Below are 17,063 nucleotides of genomic sequence, written 5' to 3'. Positions count from 1 at the left end.
AACGACCGGATCAGCCGTTGGGGACGTTGTCCACGAAGGCCGTGCCCGCGGTGCGCAAGCCCCCGACCTTGGCCGCGACCTGGGCCGGGGTGAGGACCTGGTCCTTGACGTGCAGGACGTAGTCCACCTTCTGGTCGTAGGCGCGGGGGGTCGAGCCCGGCTGGCCGTTCAGGTCGATCAGCCACTGGTTGAAGTTGATCGACATGGTCCGCTCGGGCAGGTACGTGGCGTCGTGCGTGCCGAAGACCTGGCCGTCGACGTAGTAGGTGATGGCGTTGTCGTCGATGGTGAGCACCAGGTCGTGCCAGCCCGCGTAGCTCGTCCGGGACTCGGTGTGCTGGTTGACGGCCTCCCACGGGTCGGGGCGGTACGTCTCCCAGGACGTGGTGTAGAGGATGTTCGAGGGCTCGCCCCAGCCGCCGTTGGGGAGGTACTCGAAGTCGTACTCGGCGTAGTCGTCGGCCATCGGGGCCTTGAGGTCGTTGATGGGGAAGAAGGTCTGCACGAGGTGGTCCCCGTCCGGGCCGTACTTCGGGGCGTCGGAGAACTTCACCCGCGCCGCGTACGTGCCGTTCTTGAACTTCATGGCCTTGGTGAGGACTTCGGTGTGCTTGGTGCTCTCGCCAGTGCCGGCCGTGGAGGTCTCCAAGTTCATGACGGTATTACCGCCCTCGGCCGCGAAGGTGACGTTCTCGGGTGCCCAGGTGGCGCCCGGGACCCCGGGGCCGCCCGCGTTGGAGCGCACGCTCCAGCCGTGTGCCGCTATCGCCGGGTCGGAGGAGGAGGTGTAGGTGAAGTCGTCGAAGAGGGTCGCTCCGGACGGGCCCGGGTCGGTCGGGGTGGGCGTGGGCGTGGGAGTGGGGTCGGTCGGAGTCGGCGTCGGGTCGGGGACGTTGCCTCCGGGCGCGGTGCCCCAGACAGTGCCGGTGCCCAGCTTGGCGGTCACCTTGTCCCAGTCGCCGTACGCGGTGCGGGACGCGTCGAAGGAGTAGTCGTCGGACTGGCGCAGCGTCTGCCAGTCGGCGCGGTGGAAGCGCAGCTGCATGTCGCCGGTGTCGGCTCCCGGGGCGAGGCTGCCGGCGCCGCCGGTGAAGGCGATCTCCAGGTAGCGGTCGGCGGTGGCCGTCGGGGTGGCCATGGTGTGGAAGGTGCCGGTGATGTTGGCGCAGCCCTTGACCGCCCACGAACAGGCGTACCGGTACTGGGTGTCCGGGCCGTCGGCCTTGAAGTAGTAGCGGAAGGAGACCTGGCTCAGGGCGACGCTGCCGGAGCCGTTGTTGACCACCTTGAACCAGGGCTCCGCCTGGTCGGCGGTGGCCCCGGTCGCGCTGGTGCGGTACTGGACCTTGACGGAGTCGGCCGCTGCGGTCGCGGGCAGGGCCGTCAGGGCGGCTGAGCCGAGACCGGCGGTCAGGGCGACGGCCAGGGCCAGGGCCGTACGGCGCTTGCGGACGGGGGTGTGGCTCGGGGTGTGGCGCGGGGCACGGGTCGGGGTGCTCATGCTGCGTTCCTCTCGGGGTGGGGGGAGGGAAGGGATCGGCCGCGCACGCCGAGGGCGGCGAGCCGGGTCTGGTGGTGGCCTTGGCGGCGCAGGAAGTCCGGCCAGTCGCGGTGCGCCGACCAGGCGGTGTCGGCCAGGGCGCACAGCCGGGGGAAGGCCAGGTATTCGAGCTCGGCCGGGGTGCGCGCGTACTCGGTCCACAGCTGCGCCTGGGTGCCGAGCACGCGGCGCGCGGCCTCGGGCTCCCAGTGCGCGGGGGCGGGGTCGTTGTCGTAGACGCCGCGCAGGTCGAGCACGCCCCCGTCCTGGCCGCGCGGTTCACCGGGGTCGGCTGACTGCGGGTAGTCGAGGTAGGTGGAGCGGTAGGGGGTCATGATCACGTCGTGGCCGCGCAGGGCGGCGGCCCGTCCGTGCTCCGCGTCGAGCCAGGCCAGGGCGGTGAAGGGGACGGGCAGTTCGGTGCCGGTCCCGGTCCAGCCGAGCGGGCGGCGGCCGAGCCCGGCCAGGTGCGCCGCGACCTCGCCGAGGAACCAGCCGTGGAGCGCGCCGGGGCCGGCCAGCCCTTCGGCGGCGATCCGGGCGCGGGCGGCCGGGGAGCGTTCCCATTCCGCTCGGGGGCATTCGTCGCCGCCGAGGTGGACGTAGGGCCCGGGGAACACGTCCGCGACCTCGTCCAGCACGCCCCGGCAGAAGTCGAGCACGGCGTCGTGGACCCCGAAGACGTTCTCGCAGACCCCCCAGCGGGTCCACGTCTCCAGCCGGACGCCGGGCCGGTTGCCGAGTTCGGGGTAGGCGGCGAGGGCGGCGCGGGCATGACCGGGCATCTCGATCTCGGGTACGACGCTCACCCCGCGCCGGGCGGCGTAGGCGACGAGCCCGGCCAGCTCCGCGCGGGTGTAGGCACCCTCGTACGGGATCCCGTCACCCGCGGTCTGGGCGCGCCGGCCGCCGATCTCGGTGAGCCGGGGGTAGGCCGCGACCGGCATCCGCCAGCCCTGGTCGTCGGTGAGGTGGAGGTGCAGGACGTTGAGCTTGTGCAGTGCGAGCAGGTCCACGAAGCGGCGTACGTAGCCCACGGGCTGGAAGTGGCGGGCCACGTCCAGCAGGGCTCCGCGCCAGGCGAACCGCGGCCGGTCGGTGATCCGTACGCAGGGCAGCATCCACCGGTCGGCGGCGGGCCTACGGGGCTGCGCGCCCCCGGCGGCCGGCGCCTCGAGGGCCAGCGCTTCGGGGGGCAGCAGCTGGCGCAGGGTCTGCACTCCGTGGAGCAGCCCTTCGGGGCGGACGGCGCGCAGCAGGACTGAGTCGGGGCGAATGGTGAGGGAGTACCCCTCGGGGCCGAGCGGCTCCTCCCCCGGGGCCGTGTCGCCGGGGGTCAGGAGGATGGCGATCCGCCCGTCGGGGTCCGGGGCGAGCGGCAACCCGGTGGTGGGGGTGAGCAGTTCGCGCAGCAGGCCGGCCGCCGCCTCGGCGCCGGGCCCGGCGCGCAGTCCGGTGCGGTGGTCCAGGGTGAAGCGGCCGGGCAGGGCGGTGACCGAGTCGGGGCGCGGGACGAGCGCGAGGTCGGGGCGGAGGGAAGCGGCGGCGGTATCGGCCAAGGCGGCGGTCAAGGCATCGGTCACGGCGGCGGTCACGGTCTCGGAGATTCCTCACCTGGCAGTTCCGTCAACTCATCCGAGGAGGGCTGGAGTTGACCAACTGACCAATTGGTTAGCTGAGTGGCTAGAAGGTGACACGGCCCGAGTGCGCCGTCAACCCCGTACGGCCCGAATGATTTCGGCGGACTCCTCGCGCCCGGCCAACCCCGAGTGGTTAGATGCACATGACCAGTTGGACAGGTGAGCAGAGAGAAATGGGGGCGGGCCATGACGAAGGACGCAACCGACTCGTCAGGATCCGTACTCAAGCGGGAACGGGTCCGCGAGCACCTACTGGGGCTCATCGACATCCGGCGGCCCGGCGACGCGATCCCCTCCGAACGCACCCTGTGCGCCACCCTGGAGGTCTCCCGCCCCACCCTGCGCGCGGCGGTGGACGAGCTCGTGTCTACGGGGCTGCTCGTACGCGAGCACGGGCGCGGGATGTTCGTCGCCCCCGCGAAGATCACCCAGGAACTCGCCGCCGACGAGGCGGCCTTCGCCATGCGGCAGGCGGCCGGCCACTGGTCCAGCCGGATCCTGGAGCACTCCACCATCCAGGCGGGCGCACGGATCGGCCGCCGGCTGCGCATCTCCCCCGGTGCGAGCCTGCTCTACGTCGCCCGGCTGCGCCTGGTGGACGGTGCCCCGATGGCCATCGAGCACCTGCACATCCCGGCCGATCTGGTTCCGGCCCTGACCCCGGCGGAGCTGGAGGCCGGGGACCTCTACGAGCATCTGCGCGACCACCACGGCGTGTACGTGCACGAGGCGCAGCAGTCCATCGAGCCGACGGTGGTGAACGAGGGGGAGGCGGGCCTGCTGGACGTCCCGCTGCTCTCCCCCGCCCTGTTCATCGAGCGGCTCACCACCGACTCCACCGGCCGGCCCGTGGAGTACGTGCACTCCGTATACCGCGGCGACCGCTACCGGATCGTCTCGCGCCTGGCCCTCGGGGCGCCCCCGGGCTCCGGGCGGCCCGGCGGGCACCACCCAGGGATCCCGCCGGGCGACCTCGGCCGCCGGGCGGTCATCACCTCCACCACCACCGGGGACGTCCACACGAGCACGTGACGGTCCGGCGCGCGTGTCCGTCGTCAGCCATCCGTCGTCCGTCGTCCGTCAGCTACGGACGAGGACCGCCTGGAGGTCGTGGGCCTTGTCCATCGTGACGTTGACCTGGGTCGCGGTGATCGCGTAGCACTGCCCGTCCAGCTCCCACGCGGCGATCCGGTACCCGCGCGGCGGGGTGGCGGTCACCTGCATCGAGGTCCCCGGCCGGTACGGGCCCCAGGTGTCGGGGCGCAGCCCCTCGCCCAGGGTCAGGGCGGCCCGGTGCGGCCGGGGTACGGACCCCCTGCCGGTCATATCGCTACGTCGCTACGTCGCTACGTCGTTACGCCGCTACGTCACCCGGAAGCCGATCGCGGCCGGGGACCGGTCGAAGGTCAGCCGGTCCCAGGTGGGGAAGGCGAGATCGGTGACGGCGAGCAGCCGCCCGGAGGCGTCGTGCAGGGTGCGGCGTACGGAGAGCCCGCCGGGGGTCGCGGCCTGCGGCGAGTTGGTCCGGGTCATGGTGATGGTCTCGGCGACCCGGCCCGCCCGCGCGGCCCCCTCCAGCCAGTGGTGCAGGGGACCCAGGTCCTCGTCCCGGACGCCCGCCACCAGGCGGTCCCGGTAGCGGGAGAGTTCCGGGGTCCGCACGACGGTGCGGGGGCAGAGGTACGTCACCGCGTGCCGCCGGGTCTGGCCCGTCGGGCCGCTTTCGCGGTGGTGGTGGACCAGGGTCTGCTCCCCGCCGCGCATGCCGAGCTGCTCGGCGAGCGCCGGAGCCAGGGTGACGAGGGTGAGCCACGCCTGGGCGGGTGCCCCGGCGGGCGTCGGCGTCGGCGTGGCCGCCTGGGCGGGGGCGGCAACGGCCGCCGGGGCAGGGGGCTGCGGGGCCGGGGACGGGGCCGGGTGGCCGGCCGGGAACGCCGCGGGGGGCCGGTGCTCCGGCACCGCCGGGAAGGCCGGCCGGGTGCCGCGCCGGCCGGTGACGACGAGGCCGTCCTCCCTCAGGTGCTGGAGGGCGGCCCGGATGGTCTGCCGGTTGACCTCGTAGCGGGCGGCGAGGATGCGCTCGGAGGGGAGCCGGGCGCCGGGAGTCAGTGCGGTGAGGTCGATCTCGCGCCGCAACGCTGCGGCGATCCGCTGGTACTTGGGCATGGCGGCCGGGCCGCCGCCCCGCGAAGGGGAGGGCATGGCTTCTCCTCTGACGGGAGGTCAAGGACTGCGCGGTCTGCTCGACCAACGTAGCATTGGTCTATACCTATCGGTGAGGGGGGATCCGGTATCCGGACCCTGTTTGGCCGGAACCGCGCGCTCCCTCAGGGCCGCAGCGGGTTGGGAAGCGGCAGGTAGCGGGCGTCCGCACCGTCGGCGCGGGTCCAGCGCAGCAGCAGGTTGGTCTTGGCCGGGAGGCTCGGGGCGGCCAGCAGACCGGCGATCTCGGGCAGGCCGTGCTCGGCACCGAAGCGCCGGAACTCCGCGCGGGCGGCGGGCCACAGGTCCCCGGCCGCCTCCGGGTGGCTCTCCGCGAGCGCGCCCGCCACCTCGGTCAGGTGATTGACCACCAGGCAGTAGACCAGGCGCTGCCAGGCGGCTTCCCGGTCCAGATCCGGGAGGAGCTTGACGCCCTCCGCATCCCGGAAGAGGGCCTGCGCGGGCACGCCCTGGGCGTCTACGGCGACCAGGGTGTTCTGGAGGTGCGCTTCCAGGACCACTCCGTGCCGGGCGAAGAGGTGCAGCACGGGCGGCACCACCTGGCGCAGGTACGCCCGCCACCACCCGGCCGGGTCGGCCGTTCCCGCCAGGGGGCTGCCCGGATACCCCTCCGCCAGCGCGGCCGCCAGCAAGGGCGTGAACCCGGGCTCCGCGTGCGCCGCCAGGCCGTCGCGGACCAGTACCGCGAGCTCCTCGAAGGCGAAGGCGGCCGTCCGGTACCCCCGGTCGGGCAGCCAGGCCGCACCCGACCCGGACCGGCGCAGCTCCGCGAAGCCCGCCTCGACCGCCGCGTCCGTGCGGCGCAGCTTCAGCAGGTCGTGCTGCCACAGCCGGCGCACGTCGTTGGTGATCCGCACGTCGAGGCTGAACTTCACGAACAGATCGCCGGCCGCGCCTGCGCTGCCGCTGCCGCTCCCCCTGCCGCCGCCGTCGCCGTCGCCGTCGCCGTCGCCGGGAACGTACAGGGTGCGGATCGAGGCGGTCGGCCAGACCGGCACCCGCCCGGTTCCCAGCGACAGCAGCCTCCCGTCCGCGAGCGCCTCGCGGACGGCGGGCCTGCCCGCGACCAGGTCGAGCTGCCAGGGGTGGGCGGGCAGCAGCCGGTAGCCGGCCGGCGCGCGCGGCCCGCCCAGCGCCTCCGCGAGCGAATCGATCGCGGCGGCCGCGGCCGGCCCGCCCTCCTCGGCCACTTGGTCCTCACGCACTCCCAGGAAGGCCAGCGGGAAACGGGCGTACGCCTCGGGGGCGTACGGCAGCCAGCCGTTGGCCGGCCCGCCGCCCCGGGCCTTGGGGGCCGGGTGGTGGGGGTGCCCCATGATCAGGGACTGTTCGGACCGGACGTACGGGTCCGCCGGCTGCGGCGTGGCCGCGCGGGCGGCCAGCAGCGCGGCGATGGTCTCGCGGCTGTCGGCGATCTCGACCGGGAGCTCGTCGTTGGACACCCCGGTGTACTGGCGCAGTTCGTCGGAGACGAGTTTGACCAGCTCGGTATGGGTGAGCGGATGCCAGCCGGCCCCGGTCCGCAACTCGGGCCGCTCGGGCCTGCGCCCGGCGCGCACCCGCAGCAACCGCCCGCTGCCGAGCAGCCGGTGGACGGCTCGGCCCTCCTCCGCCGTCCCGGCGGAACCTGCGGGCTCCGCGGCCTCCCTGAGCAAGCAGTTCAGCAGCGGGGCGGCCGCGCAGGCATCGGCAGCGTTGTCGACGGCGTTGAGGTCCACTGATTCCATCCCTTGATCTTCCCAGGGAACCCTGCGCGGCCTTCAATCCGGGCAGGATGTGAATCCTGCCCGGAGGCTCGGAGCTCCGGAGTCCCCGCGCTGCCAGTGGCCTCCGCTACGTCCACCAGGCCTAGAAGGCTGATGAAGATGTTGGGTTCTGGCCCCGCCGCGTCAGCGGCGGGGCCAGACTCGTTGTTGTGGTTCAAGGGGAGTGGGTCGGAGAGCTGGTCGGGCCCGATGTGTGGGCGACGTGCCGGGAGTTGATTCCGGCTGGGAGTGTGTTCGCGTTCCTGGCCGAGCACCGTGGCCGGTTGTTTCCCGCGGAGATGTTCGCGGATATGTATCCGTCGGCGAACGGGCGGCCGTCCATGCCGCCGCAGATCCTGGCCGCCGCGATCACGGTGCAGGCCCTGCATGGCCTGTCGGACTTCGAGACGGTCCAGGAATTACGCTGTGACCTGCGGTGGAAGGCCGCGTGCGGGCTCGGTCTGCACGACATGGCGTTCAATCCGTCGCTTCTGGCGTACTTCCGCCGCCGGCTGGCCCGCTCGGCCCGCCCGAACCGCGTGTTCGAAGCGGTCCGCGAGGTCGTGAAGGCCACCGGGGCACTGAAGGGCAAGCACCGCCGGGCACTGGACTCCACGGTTTTGGACGACGCGGTCGCCACCCAGGACACCGTCACCCAGATCGTCTCTGCGATCCGGGCGGTGATCCGGGCGGTCCCCGGCGCCGCCGAGGTGGCCGCGGTGCAGTGCACGGCCCACGACTACACCGACCCGGGCAAACCCCGCATCGCCTGGAACGACGTCCAGGCCCGCGCCGACCTGGTGGATTGCCTGGTCGCGGACGCACTGCGGCTGCTGGGGCACCTGCCCGAGCAGCAGCTCGGGCAGGCCGCCGGCGCGGTCGGCCTGCTGGCCTTGGTCGCCGGGCAGGACGTCGAGCCCGCCGACGGCTCCGACGGCCGCGACGGACGGTGGCGCATCACGCGAGGGACCGCCCCGGGCCGCATCGTCTCCACCGTCGATCCCGAAGCCCGCCACGTCCACAAGACCCGCAGTCATCAGCAGGACGGATACAAGGCACACCTCGCGGTCGAGCCCGAGACCGGCCTGTTCACCGCCGTCGCACTGCGTCCCGGCTCGGGGGCCGAAAACCACGAGGCAGCCGTCGGCCTGGATCTGCTCGCCGATGAGGAACAGCCGGTTCACGCCTTCGGCGACACCGCCTACTCCACCGGCGACGCCTGCAAGGTTCTGGAGGGGGCCGGTCACCGGCTGTTCCTCAAACCCGCCCCGCTGCGGGCGGCCGTTCCCGGCGGTTTCACCCTCGAGGACTTCGCCATCGACACCACCTCGGCGACCGTGACCTGCCCCCAAGGACACACCGTCCCGCTCTCCGATCCCGGCGGACAGCACCATCAGCGCAGAGCCACTTTCAAGGATCTGTGCACCGGATGCCCCCTGCGCGAGCGGTGCACCAAAGCCAAAGCAGGCCGGATCCTGACCATCCGCCCCCACCACGACCAGCAGGCGGCTGCCCGCCACCAGGCCGCCACCGATCCCGACTGGCAAGCCGCCTACCGCCGCTGGCGACCACCCGTCGAACGCGCCGTCGCCTGGATCGTCCACCGGGGCAACCGCCGACTCCGATACATCGGCACCATTAAGAACGACACCTGGCTCCACACCCGAGCAGCCGCCCTCAACCTCCGCAGACTGATCAACCTCGGACTCACCAACACCAACGGCACCTGGCACCTCGCCCCAGCCGGCACATGAACGCGAGCGGCTGCCCGGCCTCCGGCCGGACAGCCCCTCAACAAGATCTTCATCAGCCTTCTAGAGCCTGTCGTCAAACTCCTGTAGACGCCGCGAGGCAGACAGGAGCTTGACGACAGGCCCTAGCGAGAAGCCCCGGCTACGGCCGAGGGAGGAGTCACTCGGTACGTCCAGAGCGCCGGAGGTGCGCGGGGGCGTACCACCGGCCGTGATCTTCAGCATCCGCGATGATGACGTGATCATCACGTCATCCGAGAGGACCGGGGCCCTGGATCCCAGCATGCACCTCCCCGCCACCGCGGCCGAAGACGCCGTCGCCGCCGAACTGGCCGGACTGTCCGAAACCGGACCCACCTGCCCCGCCGGACCGGCCGGCGCACGCGCCGACCTCCGGGCCGCGTACGCCGCCGCGCTCCCCGGCGCGCGCGGCGCCGTACTGACCCGGCTGTGGCGGGCCTTCGCCTTCGAGCCGCTGCCCTGGATCACCCACCGGGAGCGGGGTTCCGGCGCGCTCGCGCTCCGGCTCGCCTCGGGCTCCCGGCTGGAGGGCCCCCTCCCCGACCCGTACGCGACGACCTTCTCCGCGGCCCGCGCGACCGCGCACCCCGTCACCGAACTGCTGCTCGACGGCCGCCCCTACCGGCGGGCCGCCACGCTGGTGGCGGCGCTCGGGCTGCCGTACGGGGAGGAGTTCGCCGCCGAGCTCGACGAGAGCACGGCCTCCCTCGCCCTGTCCCGCGCGGGCCAGCCGGCCGGCCGCGGCGCCGGGGACGTCGCCGCCTGGGAGTGGGAGCAGCGGGTGGTGGACGGCCATCCGTACCACCCCAACTGCCGCTCCCGCCCCGGTTTCACGGTGGCCGAGCAGCTCGCGTACGGACCCGAGCACCGGCCGCTGGTCACCCTCGGGCTGGCCGTCGTACGGGACGCGGAGTGCCGGGTGACCGGGGAGTGGCCGGACCGGTGGCGGGAGGCCGGGCGGATCCTCGTACCGGTCCACCCCTGGCAGGCCGAGCACGTGCTGAAACAAGGGGAAGGGAGGGAGGAAAACGGGCACGGGCACGGGCACGGGTACGGGTACGAGCTGCGGCCCGGGCCCGACGCGCACCCGTTGATGGCCCTGCGCACCCTGTCCCCCGCCGACGGCGGGCCGCACGTCAAGACCGCGCTCAGCACCCGCCTCACCTCCTCCGTGCGGGACATCTCCGTCTACTCCGTCGAGACGGCCGCCGCGGTCTCCGCCTTCGCCCAGAGCCTGTCCGAACGGCTCGACGGCCGCCTGCACATCACCCGCACCCTGGGCGCCGTCACCGCCGGCAGCCCGGACCTGGCCGCCGTGCTCCGCGAGCCGCCGGAGGCGTACGCGGACCGTGGCGCGGGCGAGCGCGTCCTGCCCGTGGCCGCCCTGGCACTGACCCCGTACGCGCGCTCCGGCACGTGGCGGGCCGGTTTCGCCCGCCTCGCGCTGTCGGTGTGCCTGCGGGTCCTGGATCTCGGGGTGGCCCTGGAGGCCCACGGCCAGAACCTGCTGGTCGTGCTGTCCGCCGACGGCGCCCCGCTGCGGCTCGTGTACCGCGACCTCGCCGACATCCGGATCAGCCCGGCCCGTCTCGCCCGCCACGGCCTGGCGGCTCCACCACTGTCGGGGCGGCTGATCACCGACGACGTGACCCTGCTGCGCCGCAAGCTCTTCGGATCGCTGGTGGCGGGGGCGCTCGGCTCCACGGCCGGTTCGGCCCCCGCGCTCGCGGCGGATCTGGCGGCGGCCGCGCCCGGCCTGCCGTCCACCGCCGATACCCGGGCACTGCTGACCGCGCCGCTGCCGACCAAGGCACTGACCCTGATGCGGTTGAGCCCGGGGGTGCCGGGCGATCAGTGGGCCGAGCTGGACAATCCGCTGACCGGGGGCTGAGTTCGGGGCTCCGGCGGGCTACTGTCCGGGGGCATGGCATCGACTTCGCGCTTGAACTCCGTCCGGTCGTCCTACGACGCCGTCGCCGCCGACTACGCCGCGCTGCTGACCGGAGAGCTGGAGGGCAAACCGCTGGACCGGGCCATGCTGGCCGCCTTCGCGGAGTGCGTGCGCGGGGACGGGCCCGGCGCCGGCCGGGCGGTCGCGGACCTGGGCTGCGGACCGGGCCGGGTGACGGCGCACCTCGACGGCCTGGGAGTACGGGCCTTCGGTGTCGACCTGTCCCCCGCGATGGTGGCGGTGGCCCGCCGGACGTACCCGGGGCTGCGGTTCGAGGTCGGCTCGATGGCCGCGCTGGATGTCGCGGACGGAGTCCTCGGCGGGGTGCTGGCCTGGTACTCCACCGTCCACACCCCGCCCTCCGGGCTCCCCGCGCTGTTCGCCGAGTTCGCCCGGGTACTGGCTCCGGGCGGGTACCTGCTGATCGCGTTCAAGGCGGGCGACCGGCAACTCCGGCTGGAACACGCGTACGGGCATCCGGTCGACCTCGACGTGTACTGGACCCCGCCCGAGCTGATCAGCGAGCTGCTGGCCGGGGCGGGCCTGGCCGAGACGGCCCGCCTGGTCCGGGAACCGGATGCCACGGAGAAGTCCCGGCAGGGCTTCCTGCTGGCCCGCCGGGCGGGCTGACCCGGGGCCTGCCCCCCGCGCCCCCGGGCTGACCCCGGAGCCCCCGGGCTGGGCCGGGGCTGGGCCTGACCCCGGCCGGCCCCCGGGCGGACCCTGACAGGGCCCGGTCGGGGGGCCGGCTCGAAGCCCCCCGCGGCCACCCGCGGCCGCCCCGGCATGGGCCGTTCGGGGGGCAAGCCCGCCCCCGTGGGCCCGCCTTCGCCCCGAACCGGCCGGGCGGTGGCAGGAAGGAGGGATGACCCTCCACCGCCGCCAGGTGCTCGCGGGAGCCGCCACGGGCGTCCTCGCCTCGATCGGCGCGACGGCCCGCACGACGCCCCGTACGACGGCCGGTACGACGACCCGCCGCGCGGACCCGGACTTCGGGGCGCTGGCCCGGGCCCTCGACGGCCGGGTGGTGACGGCGGGCGACCGGGACTACGACGAGGCCCGGCAGCTCTTCCAGCCCCGCTACGACACGGTCCGGCCGGGCGCGGTGGCCTACCCCGCGCACCCGGGGGACGTGGCCGCCTGTCTCGACTTCGCCCGGCGCTCTGCCGTCCCCTTGGTGCCGCGAGGCGGCGGCCACGGCTACGCGGGCTGGTCCACCCGTGAGGCCGGACTCGTCATCGACACGGGCGCCATGGCGGAGGTGGCCGCGGAATCCGGAACCGGGACCGGAACCGGGACCGGGACCGAAACCAGGACCGGGACCGTGACCGGGGTCCGGATCGGCGCGGGCGCCCGGCTCGGGGAGGTGAATTCCGTCCTCGCCGCGCGGGGCCTGGCCGTCCCGACGGGGCTGTGCGCCTCCGTCGGCATCGCCGGCCTCACCCTCGGCGGCGGGCTCGGCCTCTCCTCCCGCACCTGGGGCACCGCCTCCGACCGGCTCACGGGAGTGACGGTCGTGACCCCCGACGGGACGGTCCGCGAGGCCGGCGCCGACCGCGAGCCCGATCTGTTCTGGGCCCTGCGCGGGGGCGGGGGCGGCAACTTCGGGGTGGTCACCGGGTTCCGCTTCCGCACCCACCCGGTCTCCGACTGCGCCTTCGCGGAACTGCGCTGGTCCGCCGCCGACTCCCCCGCGGTCCTGCGGGGCTGGCAGCGCTGGCTCCGGGCGCTGCCCGATCCGTTCTGGAGCCAGGTGGAATTCACCGTCGACGGCGGGCCGGCCGGCGCCCCGGCCCTGCGGGTGCTCTGCCTGGACGGCGGGCTCGCGGAGCTGGAGCGGCAACTGACCCGGCTGTCCGACCTGGTGGGTGGCCCGCCCCGGGAGAGCTGGACCGTCGTACGCGGCTACGGGGACACCGTCCGGGCGATGGCGGGCTGCCCCGACGGGAGCCCCGCCGCGTGCCGGCTGCCGGGCAGCCTGCCGGGACACGATCCCTCGGGGCGGCTCGGCCGCGCCTCCTACGCCGCCCGGTCCGACTTCTGGGCCCCGGACGGGCTGACCGAGCCGGCCGTCCTCGCGGTACTGGCCGCCCTGCGGCGCTACGCCGGGAGCGTGCCGCGCGGCGGTTTCGGCGTGGTGCAGTTCGACGGGGTCTGCGGCGGAGCCCTCAACCGGATCCCGGCGCGGGCCACCGCCTTCGCGCACCGCTCGGCCGGGTTCCTCGCCCAGTACCTCGTCTCCTGGCCCGGCCCGGCTCCGGCGGCCGACATCGGCCGCCACCAGGGCTGGCTCGACGGGCTCTGGCAGGACCTGCGGCCCTGGGCGGGCGGAGCCGCGTACCAGAACTACGCCGATCCGAAGCTGACCGGCTGGCGCGAGGCCTACTACGGGCCGAACCTGGCCCGCCTCGAAGAGGTCCGGCGCCGCTACGACCCGGACCGGCTGTTCCGCTTCCCCCAGGCCGTATAGCCCCTTCGCCATACCCCCTTCGCCATAGCCCTTCGCCCTCCCTCCCATCCCCGAAGAAGGAGACGGACATGCGACGTACGTTGACGGTGGCGGCGGCCACGGCCGCCCTGCTGCTGCCCGGCGGGCCCCTGCCCGAGGCCGAGGCCGGCACCGCCCCGGCTCAAGCCCCGGCTCAGGCCCTTGCCACCGACCGGTGGTCGGCCCGGGAGGCGGAGTCGTTCTGGACTCCCGACCGGATGGCGTCCGCGGTCCCGATCAGCCGCGGCGGCGCCCCGGCGGCGGTGGACGGCACCGGCCGGGACTTCGACGGCATCCCGGTCGTCGGCCGGATGTTCGTCATGAAGGGCGGCGGCGCGTACTTCTGCACCGCGAGCGTGGTCGCCTCCCCCGGCCGCGATCTGGTGCTCAGCGCGGCGCACTGCCTGCTCGGGACGGACGCCCGGCAGGTGGCCTTCGTACCGCAGTACACGGCCCAGAACCCCCAGCCGTACGGGATGTTCCCGGTCCTGCGGAACGCGGCCGGCCGCTCCAAGGTGTGGATCGATCCGCGCTACCGGCAGCTCGGCGCGGACAAGGGGGCGGCCCTCGACGTGGCCTTCGCCCAGGTCGGCCCGGACGCCGACGGCTTCCCCGTGGAGGACGTGGTGGGCGGCAACCGCCTGGTCACCGGCGCCACGTACGCGCACAAGAAGGTCTCGCTGATCGGCTATCCGGCCTCCGCCGCCCGGCCCCGGCTGTGCGTGAACCGGACGGCGAAGTTCACCAGCACCGATCCGGGGATCCCCGGATCGTTCCTGCGGATCGACTGCACCGGCTATCCGGGGGGCACCAGCGGCGGCCCGTTCCTGACCGGCTTCGACGAGCGGACCGAGACCGGCGACGTGGTCGGGGTGATCGGTGGCTGGAAGACGGGCGGGGACACCGCCGACACCTCCTACAGCTCCTACTTCGGCGCCGACATCAGGAAGTTGTACGAGACGGCTCTCTCCGGGGCGCGGGTGGCGTGAGCACCCTCACCCATCGGGTGCGGCGCGGGTTGCCCACCGTGCGCGGGGTCGCCGGCAGGCCTCCCGCGGTCAGCGGTTCGGCGGGCGCGAGGCCGAGCTGCCGGCGCAGGTCCGCGAGGGCGGTGTGCACGGGCCCGAGGATGACCTCGGCGCACGGATGGGCGTACGCGAGGGCGTGCGCGGCCGTCTCGATGGCCTCGGCGGCGTCCTCGGCGGCGCCCCGGCTCCACCCTCCGGGGGCGGTCCGCCCCCAGGGCGCGAGGGTGTCGTAGAGGTGGCAGGCGGCATCGGCCACGGCGTCGGCCTGTTCACCGACGCCGGGCGCCGCGATCGTCGGGAGCTCCATACCCGCTCAACGAGCGGAACCCGCCCGGGGAACGACGGCCGCGGCAGTCACGGGGACAGCGGGGGCACGGGGACGGTACGGTCACGCGGACGGTGCGGTCACGCGGACACCGCCTGCAGCCAGAGCGGCAGCAGCAGGAGGGAGACCAGGGAACTCTTGATCACGACGGCGGCGGAGAGGTTCACGCCCACGTCGTAGCGCTGGGCGAAGATGAACAGGTTCTGGGGCGTCGGCATCGCGGCGATCAGCACGAGGTACGTGAGCCACTCGCCCCGGACCCCGAACAGTGCCCCGCACACCGCCCACGCCAGCAGGGGGAAGGCCACGCACTTGAAGCCGATGAGCGCCAGCTCCTCCCGGGTGGTCCCCCGGATGTCGAGGCCGATGCCGCCGAGGTGAAGTCCGAGGGCGAAGAGGGCCACCGGGGAGGCGCTGTCGCCGACGAAGGCGGCCCCGTCGAGGACCACCTCCGGGACGTGCACGGAGAGCAGGTTGAGCAGGATCCCCGCGTTGCAGGCGAGGACCAGCTGGGTGACGAGCGAGGCGCTGACGGCGCGGCCCAGGCGCCGGGCGGGGCCGCCGCCCGAGCCGGGGCCGGAGCGGCCCAGTTCCATGATGGCGATGACGACGAGCGACAGCACGCACACCTGGAAGAGCAGCACCGGGAAGATGGGCGCCGCCGTGCCGAAGAAGGTGATGAAGACGGGGACGGCGAAGTAGGCGGTGTTGACCTGGACCCCGGCCATCACGCGCAGCGCCACGGCCCGGGGGTCGCGCAGTCCGGCTGCCGCCGAAGCGGCGGCGACGGCCGCGACCGCGAGGGCGGCGGCCGCCGCGTAGCCGCCGATGGCCCGCCAGTCGAAGAGCGCGGAGAGGTCCGCGGCGTAGATGTTGCCGAACAGGTAGCAGGGCACCGCGAAGAGGAAGGCGTAGTCGGCGAAGGCCTTGGAGGCCTCGGCGGGCACCACCTTGCGGCGGGCGAGGAACACGCCGACGCCGAAGGCCAGCGCCACCGGGATCAGTTTCTCCAGCGCCGCCGCCCCGCCCATGCGTACCCGCTCCCCGCCGTTCGGTGCTGGCCGTTCGGTGCTGGCCGTTCAGTGCTGGCCGTTCAGTGATCGTCCACGCCGGGCGCAGTCTATGCCGGGCGTCTGAGGCGGCCGGGGGCGGGCTTGACCCTGACGTGCGGGTCAGGGTTTAGCGTCGGCGCACCCACCCGCCCCGGCCCGGCGGCGGCCGTCCGCGCCGTCGCCCGCCGCGCCGTTCCCAGGAGCCCCGATGGTCACGGACCTGCCCCGTACCGCACGCGAGATCCGGCTCGCCGCCCGCCCCGAAGGGCCGCCCGGGCGGCCGCGCCTCGCCGTCGTCGAGGCACCGGTGCCGGAGCCCGGGCCGGGCCGGGTGCTCGTCCGCAACCGTCACTTCCTGGTGTTCCCCGGGCTGCTCACCCTGATCGGCGGCGCGGTCGAGGGGCTGCCGCTGCCCCCGCTGCAGGCTGGTGACACGCTGTTCGGGCCTGCCGTCGGCGAGGTGGTGGCCGCCCCGGCCGGCAGCCCGCTGCGGCCGGGCGCGCTCGTCTCGCACCTGCTCGGCTGGCGGGAGTACGCCCTGGTGGACGCCGCCGACTGCACCCCGCTGGACGGCACCCTGCCCGACCCGGTGGCGTACCTCGCGCAGGGCCCGGCCCCGTACGGCGCGCTGACCCGGCTCGCCGGGATCCGGCCCGGGGACACGGTCCTGGTCACCGGAGCGGCCGGCGCGGTCGGGACCCTGGCCGGCCAGACGGCGCGGCTGCTGGGCGCGGGCCGGGTGATCGGCACCACCGGCTCTGCGGAGAAGGCGGACCGTCTGGTGGCGGAGCTGGGCTACGACGCGGTCCTCCTGCGGGGTACGGGGCGGCCCTTCGCGGAGCAGCTCGCCGGAGCGGCGCCCGGGGGGATCGACGTACTCGTGGACACGGTGGGCGGCGAGCAGTTGTCCGCCGCCCTCGGCGCCGCCCGGCAGGGCGCCCGCTTCGCGCTGGTCGGCGCGCTCTCGGGCCAGTTGACGCCGGGGCACGCCGGGGGCGGCGCCCCGGTGGAGGTCGACTCGTTCCGCATGGTCGTCAGGGGCGTCTCGGTGCGCGGGTACCTCGGTACTGAGCATCCGGACGTGGAGGAGGAGTGGACCGGGCGCTTCGGAGCCTGGCTGCGCTCCGGGGAGATCCACTTCCCGCACGTACGGATCCCGGGCATCGATCGCGCCCCGCAGGCGTTGCGGGAGTTGACCGAGGGACGGCACTTCGGCGCCGTGGTGGTGGAATTGCCGGGGTGGTCCGGGCCGCGAGCGGGTGGTTCGGGGACGGGGACGGTTCGGTGAGGACGGGGGTG

14 protein-coding genes are annotated in these 17,063 nt (G+C 74.2%); 7 read left to right on the top strand and 7 right to left on the bottom strand.

Features of this window, described 5'->3' with window-relative positions:
- Window positions 1-10 precede the first annotated feature (10 nt).
- Window positions 11-1,501 (bottom strand): cellulose binding domain-containing protein, encoded by a 1,491-nt coding sequence (locus tag AC3IYI_RS36735; RefSeq protein WP_489407753.1) that lies wholly within the window; start codon window positions 1,499-1,501, stop codon window positions 11-13.
- Window positions 1,498-3,123 (bottom strand): beta-N-acetylhexosaminidase, encoded by a 1,626-nt coding sequence (locus tag AC3IYI_RS36730; RefSeq protein ID WP_489411806.1) that lies wholly within the window; start codon window positions 3,121-3,123, stop codon window positions 1,498-1,500. The genes AC3IYI_RS36735 and AC3IYI_RS36730 overlap by 4 nt, the downstream gene beginning before the upstream one ends.
- 243 nt (window positions 3,124-3,366) lie before the next feature.
- Here AC3IYI_RS36730 and AC3IYI_RS36725 point away from each other — a divergent pair, with 243 nt between their 5' ends.
- A complete protein-coding gene (locus AC3IYI_RS36725; protein ID WP_489407752.1) occupies window positions 3,367-4,212 on the top strand; it encodes a GntR family transcriptional regulator in 846 nt (281 codons plus the stop codon).
- A gap of 48 nt (window positions 4,213-4,260) precedes the next feature.
- On the opposite strand, the gene AC3IYI_RS36720 is transcribed toward AC3IYI_RS36725, so the two are convergent.
- The 3 genes from AC3IYI_RS36720 to AC3IYI_RS36710 form a co-directional block, all read right to left on the bottom strand.
- A complete protein-coding gene (locus tag AC3IYI_RS36720) occupies window positions 4,261-4,506 on the bottom strand; it encodes an InlB B-repeat-containing protein (protein WP_489407751.1) in 246 nt (81 codons plus the stop codon).
- A gap of 36 nt (window positions 4,507-4,542) precedes the next feature.
- A complete protein-coding gene (locus AC3IYI_RS36715; protein ID WP_489407750.1) occupies window positions 4,543-5,382 on the bottom strand; it encodes a GntR family transcriptional regulator in 840 nt (279 codons plus the stop codon).
- A 125-nt stretch (window positions 5,383-5,507) separates the two neighbouring features.
- The gene (locus AC3IYI_RS36710; protein ID WP_489407749.1) at window positions 5,508-7,130 is read right to left on the bottom strand and encodes an IucA/IucC family protein; all 1,623 of its coding nucleotides are present in this window, start codon (window positions 7,128-7,130) and stop codon (window positions 5,508-5,510) included.
- 215 nt (window positions 7,131-7,345) lie between these two features.
- Between AC3IYI_RS36710 and AC3IYI_RS36705 the strand changes: the two genes are divergently transcribed.
- The 5 genes from AC3IYI_RS36705 (at window position 7,346) to AC3IYI_RS36685 (ending at window position 14,348) form a co-directional block, all read left to right on the top strand.
- Window positions 7,346-8,902 (top strand): IS1182 family transposase, encoded by a 1,557-nt coding sequence (locus tag AC3IYI_RS36705; RefSeq protein ID WP_489411587.1) that lies wholly within the window; start codon window positions 7,346-7,348, stop codon window positions 8,900-8,902.
- A gap of 280 nt (window positions 8,903-9,182) precedes the next feature.
- Window positions 9,183-10,811, top strand: coding sequence for an IucA/IucC family protein (locus AC3IYI_RS36700; protein WP_489407748.1), 1,629 nt, complete (start codon window positions 9,183-9,185; stop codon window positions 10,809-10,811).
- 33 nt (window positions 10,812-10,844) lie between these two features.
- Window positions 10,845-11,501 carry a class I SAM-dependent methyltransferase gene (locus tag AC3IYI_RS36695; RefSeq protein ID WP_489407747.1) on the top strand — a complete coding sequence of 219 codons (657 nt, stop codon included), beginning with the start codon at window positions 10,845-10,847 and terminating at the stop codon, window positions 11,499-11,501.
- A gap of 235 nt (window positions 11,502-11,736) precedes the next feature.
- Window positions 11,737-13,341, top strand: coding sequence for an FAD-binding oxidoreductase (locus AC3IYI_RS36690; protein ID WP_489407746.1), 1,605 nt, complete (start codon window positions 11,737-11,739; stop codon window positions 13,339-13,341).
- Between the two features lie 68 nt (window positions 13,342-13,409).
- A complete protein-coding gene (locus tag AC3IYI_RS36685) occupies window positions 13,410-14,348 on the top strand; it encodes a S1 family peptidase (protein ID WP_489407745.1) in 939 nt (312 codons plus the stop codon).
- Here AC3IYI_RS36685 and AC3IYI_RS36680 read toward each other — a convergent pair.
- Together AC3IYI_RS36680 and AC3IYI_RS36675 are read right to left on the bottom strand one after the other, a co-directional pair.
- Entirely contained in the window at window positions 14,302-14,694 is a 393-nt protein-coding gene (locus AC3IYI_RS36680) for a hypothetical protein (RefSeq protein WP_489407744.1), read from the bottom strand. The two genes, AC3IYI_RS36685 and AC3IYI_RS36680, sit on opposite strands and share 47 nt — an antisense overlap.
- A 98-nt stretch (window positions 14,695-14,792) precedes the next feature.
- Entirely contained in the window at window positions 14,793-15,743 is a 951-nt protein-coding gene (locus AC3IYI_RS36675; RefSeq protein ID WP_489407743.1) for an AEC family transporter, read from the bottom strand.
- Between the two features lie 229 nt (window positions 15,744-15,972).
- Here AC3IYI_RS36675 and AC3IYI_RS36670 point away from each other — a divergent pair, with 229 nt between their 5' ends.
- Window positions 15,973-17,052, top strand: a complete 1,080-nt coding sequence (locus AC3IYI_RS36670) for an MDR family NADP-dependent oxidoreductase (protein WP_489407742.1) — start codon at window positions 15,973-15,975, stop codon at window positions 17,050-17,052.
- Window positions 17,053-17,063 lie beyond the last annotated feature (11 nt).

This window comes from Streptomyces sp. GL_148 (genome assembly GCF_057834205.1).
This window is presented reverse-complemented; position numbering and strand designations above follow the sequence as displayed.

Bases quoted from the DNA above. Each gene is read 5' to 3' on its own strand.
- AC3IYI_RS36735 (WP_489407753.1), bottom strand. From the start codon at position 1,501: ATGAGCACCCCGACCCGTGCCCCGCGCCACACCCCGAGCCACACCCCC.
- AC3IYI_RS36725 (WP_489407752.1), top strand. From the start codon at position 3,367: ATGACGAAGGACGCAACCGACTCGTCAGGATCCGTACTCAAGCGGGAA.
- AC3IYI_RS36720 (WP_489407751.1), bottom strand. From the start codon at position 4,506: ATGACCGGCAGGGGGTCCGTACCCCGGCCGCACCGGGCCGCCCTGACC.
- AC3IYI_RS36715 (WP_489407750.1), bottom strand. From the start codon at position 5,382: ATGCCCTCCCCTTCGCGGGGCGGCGGCCCGGCCGCCATGCCCAAGTAC.
- AC3IYI_RS36710 (WP_489407749.1), bottom strand. From the start codon at position 7,130: ATGGAATCAGTGGACCTCAACGCCGTCGACAACGCTGCCGATGCCTGC.
- AC3IYI_RS36700 (WP_489407748.1), top strand. From the start codon at position 9,183: ATGCACCTCCCCGCCACCGCGGCCGAAGACGCCGTCGCCGCCGAACTG.
- AC3IYI_RS36695 (WP_489407747.1), top strand. From the start codon at position 10,845: ATGGCATCGACTTCGCGCTTGAACTCCGTCCGGTCGTCCTACGACGCC.
- AC3IYI_RS36690 (WP_489407746.1), top strand. From the start codon at position 11,737: ATGACCCTCCACCGCCGCCAGGTGCTCGCGGGAGCCGCCACGGGCGTC.
- AC3IYI_RS36685 (WP_489407745.1), top strand. From the start codon at position 13,410: ATGCGACGTACGTTGACGGTGGCGGCGGCCACGGCCGCCCTGCTGCTG.
- AC3IYI_RS36680 (WP_489407744.1), bottom strand. From the start codon at position 14,694: ATGGAGCTCCCGACGATCGCGGCGCCCGGCGTCGGTGAACAGGCCGAC.
- AC3IYI_RS36675 (WP_489407743.1), bottom strand. From the start codon at position 15,743: ATGGGCGGGGCGGCGGCGCTGGAGAAACTGATCCCGGTGGCGCTGGCC.
- AC3IYI_RS36670 (WP_489407742.1), top strand. From the start codon at position 15,973: ATGGTCACGGACCTGCCCCGTACCGCACGCGAGATCCGGCTCGCCGCC.